The sequence below is a fragment of the uncultured Veillonella sp. genome (genome assembly GCF_963522475.1).
GTDB lineage: Bacteria > Bacillota > Negativicutes > Veillonellales > Veillonellaceae > Veillonella.
In genome coordinates this window covers 57,790-64,333 of sequence record NZ_CAUQYW010000011.1, presented here as the reverse complement: position 1 = coordinate 64,333, position 6,544 = coordinate 57,790, and the positions used below count along the sequence as shown (strand labels likewise).

Genomic DNA, 6,544 nt, shown 5'->3' with positions numbered 1-6,544 from the left:
TAGCATACAGATTTTGTTCAACTTCATTCAGTGTAATACCTTCATATTTATAGGTGCCTACATCAATAGACCAATCTGTATATGTTTTCTCAAAGGTATCTGTCATATGTATCATCTCTCCTTTACGATATCCATTAAAACAAAGTGTCTAATTGCCCTGCCATATCAGACATAAACTCATCGAATTTACAAAGTTCTCTTAATTCTTGATGCTCGGTATCATAACAGCCAATCTTTTTAGACTTAGGGTCCCACACAATTTGCCAATCGTTATACTCGCCTAATTCTTTAGATAAACGTAACAGCTTACGACGTCCCCATTTAAATGGAACTGTATCAATGAGCGGTAAGAACTCTATAGAAATAAAATCTGAGTCTGGCAATTCAAAGTAAAGATTATCTCCCTCTAAAAAGGATATTAATACTTTTGGTAGTTTAAATGGTTTTAATTGATCCATTTTATTCTGTTTATCATGGTACTCAGCAGGCTCTAAGGATTTGAAATACTCTGCCATTTCCATATCGCCTTTTTCAACAGCAATGCTATAGGGACGCATACTATCCTTTTCCGTAATGGTTACATCAGCACCATGTTCTACCAAATACTTACACATCTTTAAATCCACATACCGTGCTGCTACACACAACGGAGTTGGCTTAAAGGGATACACAGAATCAGGCTTGTTGTAGTTAATATCTACACCATTATGAATAAAGAAATCTAGAACCTCATAATTTTTCTCTGTAATGGCATTTCTGAAAGCTTTACCGCCATATTTCTGTACCGTATGGCCTAAGTCATGGATAAGCTGTAAGTGCTCATATTTTTTGCCATATAAGGCAGCTTGAAAAGCATCCACTTTCACACGGTTTAAAGCATGAATATTAGCACCATGTTCTACGACGTAATCGATAATGTCTTGATTCCCATATCTAACAGCAAGCAAAAAACTTGGATTTTCCTCACCGTTAATATCAGCGCCATTCTCGACTAACCATTGAATACTTGGCAAGCAACACATAACCAAAGCTAATTCTAAAGGTGTATGCTCACTATACTCACCAATTTCTATAGATTTATTAATATCCCAACCATTGGCTAATGCATTTTCTAAAGCGCTAATATTTCCTGTTACAATATCTGTTACGATATGAGGCACTGATTCAAATGTACCTAAATCTTTCAACTGTATCATGTCTCTCTCACATAAACTATATTTTTAAAATGATTATCACTAATTACATTATATTACATTTATAAGTATGAGTGTATAGTAAAAGCCCTTCGCATATGCGAAGGACTAATCTATTATTTCTCTTGTACTTGTTTACCACTCATATGTTCAATAGTAATTTCAAACATTTGAACTGCTCTACCAGCATGAGCAATCTCTTCATCTACAAGTTGCTCACTAGGATAATATTTCATAGCAAATTCTTTTAATCGATCTATAGATTCTGAACCTGCCTCTAGCAAACGACATCTTCCAAATACGACTACACTTTGTACATACGGCGCCCATGGTTCAGATTCATCAATACGCTCATTACCATATACAGTAAAACATACCTTATCTGAAGTTTTCAATGCATCTACTTTATGACCAGCTTTAGCTCCATGAAAATAAATTTTCTTCTTATCACAATCATAAAAATAATTAATAGGAATAGCATAAGGGTATCCATTATCACCATTCATGGCTAGAATACCTCGACGATTAGATGTTAATACTGCTTCTGTAGCAGAACGATCTATTTCATTTATCTTTTTACGAATAGGTTTAAACATACATTCAATCTTCCTTCCTAGTAAGCAAAGCCACCGCTTCAGCCGTAGGCTGTTTCCAATCATTCTTCACTTCGCTCGAATTCTTGGACATCCCTGCCATGGGCAGTGCTATCACTCACTGCGTCGCTTTGCTCCTAGTGAGTAAAGCCACTGCCTCAACATGTGCGGTCATTGGGAACATGTCTACTGGTTGTACTTCTTGTAGTTCATAGCCGTAGTGTGTGAGGATTTTAATGTCTCGAGCCATGGTGGCTGGGTTACAAGATACGTAAACAATACGTTTTGGTTCCATGCCAGCTGCAGAGGTTAGTACTTCTTCTTTACAGCCTGCTCGAATTGGATCGAATACGATAACGTCTGGTCGTACGCCAGCCTTGTAAAGTTTTGGCATTTCTACGGCTGCATCAGCGACGATGAATTCTGTATTATCATAGCCATTGCGTTGGGCGTTTTCACGAGCGTTAATAATGGCTGGTTCTACAATTTCTATGCCTATTACATGTTTTGCCTTATGGGCCAAAAACAATGAAATGGTCCCCGTACCACAGTACGCATCAATTACGGTTTCATCACCTTTAAGGTCCGCATACTCAAGAGCTTGGTCGTAAAGCACTGTAGTTTGTTCTGGATTAACTTGGAAGAATGAATGTGGGGACAATGTAAACTGTAAGTCCTTAATATGGTCTGTAATCGTCCCATCCCCATAGAGGATATTATTTTTAGGTCCTAATATAACATTAGTACGCTTACCATTTACGTTATGAACAATAGTTTCTACTTGAGGAATTCGTTCTGTTAATTTTTCTACCCACTTTTCTTGGTGTGGTAAGAAATCTGTAGCAGTTACAAGGATAATCATCCATCCAGATTGTCCAATGCGACCGATTACATGGCGTAGTATACCTTTGCCTGTATGTTCATCATACGATTCAATATCAAATTCTTTAGCGATTTGGTAACACGCTTGAGCAATGATATTATTTCCTTCATCTTGAATAGGACAGTTTGTACCTTGCACGATATCGTGAGATCCCATCGCATAGAATCCCATTTGAATATCGCCTTTAGTGCCGCCTACAGGCATTTGCATCTTATTGCGATATGCCCATGGTTCTTTAGGTCCTAATGTAGGCTTAACAAGGTCTGGATTTTGATGACCAATGCGTTCGATAATGTCCTTCACCTTTTGTGTTTTTAGTGAAAGCTGTCCTTCATAGGTAATGTGTTGTAGTTGGCAGCCTCCACAGAAGCCATAAAGATCACAACTTGCATCGATACGATTGGGAGCCATCGTAACAATTTCTAAGAGGCGCCCTGTAGCATAGGTTTTTTTAACCATATTAATAGCTACTTTCACAGTTTCTCCAGGTAAGGCAAAGGGCACAAAGACAGTAAAGTCATCTACACGACCTACCCCTTCACCGCTGCTACCGATGCCATGAATCGTTACCAATACTTCATCACCAAACTTAACAGGCGCATTTAAAATAGCCTGTTGTTTTTTAGATAATTGTCCGTTTATAGCTTGCTGTGAATTAGAGCGATTACTTCTTCTATGTTGTTTAGATTGTTTTTTACGAGATGTACGATTAGTACCGTTCATTACGCGTCTCTTTTCTTCCAAATTTTAATCATACCTGTCACAATAAGTACGAAGAATACAGTGCCGAATTTAACGAGTAATTCTTCACCTTGAATATATGGCATAAGAAGTGGATCTTCCACAATCATTTCGCCTGCAACCCAGCCAAGGAGTGCACCACCAGCCCAAAGAATGGCAGGGAATTTATTAATAATTCGAGCAAATAATGTAGAGCAGAATACAATAATTGGAACAGTAATTAACATCCCCGCAATAACAAGCTCTAAATGACCTCTAGCGGCCCCTACTACACCAATGACATTATCAATACTCATCATAGCGTCGGCTACAATAATCGTCCAAATAGCACCCATTAATGAATTCTTAGCTTCGATATGTGCATCTTCATCTCCACCTTTTAATAATTGAATGGCAATCCATACAAGTACAAAGCCACCACCTAAGTGGATAAGAGGAATTAAAGTAAGCGCCTCTACTAAAAGGGTAGCAAATAAAAGGCGCATTACAATGGCACCTACTGTACCCCAAATTACGGCTTTCTTTTGTAGTTCTGGAGCTAGCTTACCTGCTGCCATACCAATTACTACAGCATTATCGCCAGCCAATAAAATATCAATTAAAATAATCTTACCAATGGTCACCCACGTGGCAACTTCTAAAAATTCCATTCTGTACATACCTCAATTCAAACGAGTAATTCAATAACTATCCCTTAACTATACCATAATTTTTCTATTTTCTCACCTAAAAAGAGAGCTATTAGTTTACATAAAAAAATCTCTCCTCCTATGATTAAGAGAAGAGATTTATTCTATTATTTCTTGAGTTTTTTAGCTATCAAAGATGCGCCTACTACGAGGATTACTGCAGCTATTTTGATGAATAGTGCATATGGTTCAATACTATGAGCAATCAATGTATCCTCTACTGCCATACTAGCACCTACCCAGCCAAGGATACCACCGCCAACGTATAGGATAATTGGGAAACGTTCGATGACTTTCACAAATAAAGTACTGCCATAAATGATGATTGGTACAGTTATGAGCATACCAATGGCTACCATTGTCATATGACCACCTGCAGCACCAACTACACCGATAACATTATCGATACCCATGATACCGTCAGCAATAACAATAGTTGTAATGGCTGCGCGTAAATTATCCTTAGCTTCGATATTATGCTCTCTTTCATCATCAGCAACGAGCTTGTATCCGATCCATAAGAGGAGAATACCACCTACTAAACGAAGTGCAGGAATATTGTTCAATGCCTCTACAAATAGGAATGCCATAACAAGGCGTAAAATAATAGCGCCGGCTGTGCCCCAGAAGATGGCTTTCTTCTGTAAATGTGCTGGCAAGTTACGAGCTGCCATACCAATTACAATGGCATTATCGCCAGCAAGTAAGATATCGATAACAATGATCTGAAGCATCGCTAATAAACCTTGTACAGATAAGATGTCCAATGTATCCTCCTTAGAATATAACTATAGTATATATATTATAATCGATATAGTTCAGTAGTGTAAAATTCAATTTGTAAAATATATATTCATTTTTAGCATACTCCATTCATATTAATATGAGAATCATAACACTACAAATAAAAGTTCTAGGATATAAAAAATCATTAATTATAGATTCATAATTGACTAATCAATAATATATATTTAATTCCCAAATCTCTAGGAATTTATCTATTAAATTAGACTACTTTATGATATCGTATAATATATCATTAACAAGGGAGGTAAGTATGTATCAAACATATTCTATATTACAAAAGTTATGGTTGTTCATTAAGCTATTTACTCCTATGTGTATAACGCAATTTTCCCTTATAGGTGGTACATTTATAGCCATCTTTTTAACGGGACAATATAGTACGATAGATTTAGCTGGAGTTGCTACAGGGTATAATTTATGGCTCCTCTTCTATATCTTTGCACAAGGAACGTTGTTAGGTATCACTCCAATTATTTCTCAGCTATTGGGAGCTAAGAAAACCGATGATATTTCAACAATCTTTTATCAAGGTCTGTATATCGGTACAGGCCTAGCATGTATCATTTTAATAATTGGTCTCTTAGGCTTACGTCCTCTTCTGACAGCATTAAATCTGGAACCTGCTGCAGCTAAGGTATGTATTAGTTACCTGAAAGCATTTGCCATAGGTCTATTCCCACTACTTTGGGTTAATACATTGCGCAATACAGTCGACAGTCATGGATTAACACATTATTCTATGGCCATCGTATTTACTAGCTTTATTGTAAACGTATTTTTGAACTACTCACTCATCTTTGGGCATTTCGGATTTCCAGAGATCGGTGGTGTCGGTGCTGGCTATGGTATAGCTGGTGCTTGTTGGACTAACTTTATTCTCTTTAGCTTAGTATTACTATTACATCCAAAGCTAAAGGGATATCGTATCTTTAAAGACTTCAGTAAACCAAGTTTTCACTACATTCGCGAACAGCTACATGTAGGTATTCCTATTGGCTTTTCCATCTTCTTTGAAGCTAGTATCTTTAGTATTGCTGGCCTCTTGATGGTTCACTTTGGATCCGCCGTCGTAGCTGCTCATCAATCTGTTATTTCCTTTACAAATGTATTCTACTGTTTACCTCTTAGTATCGCTATGGCCTCTACCATTACAGTTGCTTATGAACTTGGGGCAGATCGTAAACAAGAAGCTATCCAGTACTCTTATATTTCTCGCATCTTAGCCATTGTATTGGCTATCATGATTTGTACATTTACGTTTACTAATATGGACGCTATTGCAGATCTCTTTACAAATGATGATGAAGTATACAAGCTTATCTACAGCTTCCTTGGATACGGTGTATTCTTCTCTGCTATCGATGCCATTGGAACCCCTTTACAAGGTATATTGAGAGCCTATAAAGATGTAAAAGTAGTTCTTTATATCTCCCTCATATCCTATTGGGGCGTATGCTTCCCAACCGCCTATATTCTCGCTAATAATCCAAATTACGGTCCATTTGGCGTATGGATTGGATTACTCGCTAGCGTACTAACAGCAGGTGTATTGTTCACTTGGCGTACTTGGTACATTCAATGTCAACAAAAATAAATAACATACTTATACAGTAAAAGAGCATCTTAAATAAGATGCTC

Annotated in this window: 6 protein-coding genes and 1 pseudogene; 1 reads left to right on the top strand and 6 read right to left on the bottom strand. The window is 37.3% G+C overall.

Features of this window, described 5'->3' with window-relative positions; all coding sequences use genetic code 11:
* From RWP19_RS07205 to RWP19_RS07180, 6 genes and pseudogenes are all read right to left on the bottom strand, one after another.
* Positions 1-106, bottom strand: a pseudogene (locus tag RWP19_RS07205) (bacteriocin); the annotation flags it as partial.
* 28 nt (positions 107-134) lie between these two features.
* Positions 135-1,196: an ankyrin repeat domain-containing protein gene (locus tag RWP19_RS07200; RefSeq protein ID WP_314357092.1), complete on the bottom strand. Its 1,062-nt coding sequence runs from the start codon at positions 1,194-1,196 to the stop codon at positions 135-137.
* Positions 1,197-1,309: 113 nt separating this feature from the next.
* The gene (locus RWP19_RS07195) at positions 1,310-1,789 is read right to left on the bottom strand and encodes a pyridoxamine 5'-phosphate oxidase family protein (RefSeq protein WP_314357091.1); all 480 of its coding nucleotides are present in this window, start codon (positions 1,787-1,789) and stop codon (positions 1,310-1,312) included.
* A gap of 115 nt (positions 1,790-1,904) precedes the next feature.
* Positions 1,905-3,392: a 23S rRNA (uracil(1939)-C(5))-methyltransferase RlmD gene (rlmD, locus tag RWP19_RS07190; protein ID WP_314357090.1), complete on the bottom strand. Its 1,488-nt coding sequence runs from the start codon at positions 3,390-3,392 to the stop codon at positions 1,905-1,907.
* Positions 3,392-4,060 carry a TerC family protein gene (locus tag RWP19_RS07185; protein ID WP_295805426.1) on the bottom strand — a complete coding sequence of 223 codons (669 nt, stop codon included), beginning with the start codon at positions 4,058-4,060 and terminating at the stop codon, positions 3,392-3,394. Before RWP19_RS07185 ends, rlmD begins: the two co-directional genes overlap by 1 nt.
* Positions 4,061-4,206: 146 nt before the next feature.
* On the bottom strand, positions 4,207-4,866 hold the full coding sequence (locus tag RWP19_RS07180; RefSeq protein ID WP_314357089.1) for a TerC family protein: 660 nt from the start codon (positions 4,864-4,866) through the stop codon (positions 4,207-4,209).
* Between the two features lie 290 nt (positions 4,867-5,156).
* Here RWP19_RS07180 and RWP19_RS07175 point away from each other — a divergent pair, with 290 nt between their 5' ends.
* Entirely contained in the window at positions 5,157-6,500 is a 1,344-nt protein-coding gene (locus tag RWP19_RS07175) for an MATE family efflux transporter (protein ID WP_314357087.1), read from the top strand.
* Positions 6,501-6,544 lie beyond the last annotated feature (44 nt).

Bases quoted from the DNA above. Each gene is read 5' to 3' on its own strand.
- RWP19_RS07200 (WP_314357092.1), bottom strand. From the start codon at position 1,196: ATGATACAGTTGAAAGATTTAGGTACATTTGAATCAGTGCCTCATATC.
- RWP19_RS07195 (WP_314357091.1), bottom strand. From the start codon at position 1,789: ATGTTTAAACCTATTCGTAAAAAGATAAATGAAATAGATCGTTCTGCT.
- rlmD (WP_314357090.1), bottom strand. From the start codon at position 3,392: ATGAACGGTACTAATCGTACATCTCGTAAAAAACAATCTAAACAACAT.
- RWP19_RS07185 (WP_295805426.1), bottom strand. From the start codon at position 4,060: ATGGAATTTTTAGAAGTTGCCACGTGGGTGACCATTGGTAAGATTATT.
- RWP19_RS07175 (WP_314357087.1), top strand. From the start codon at position 5,157: ATGTATCAAACATATTCTATATTACAAAAGTTATGGTTGTTCATTAAG.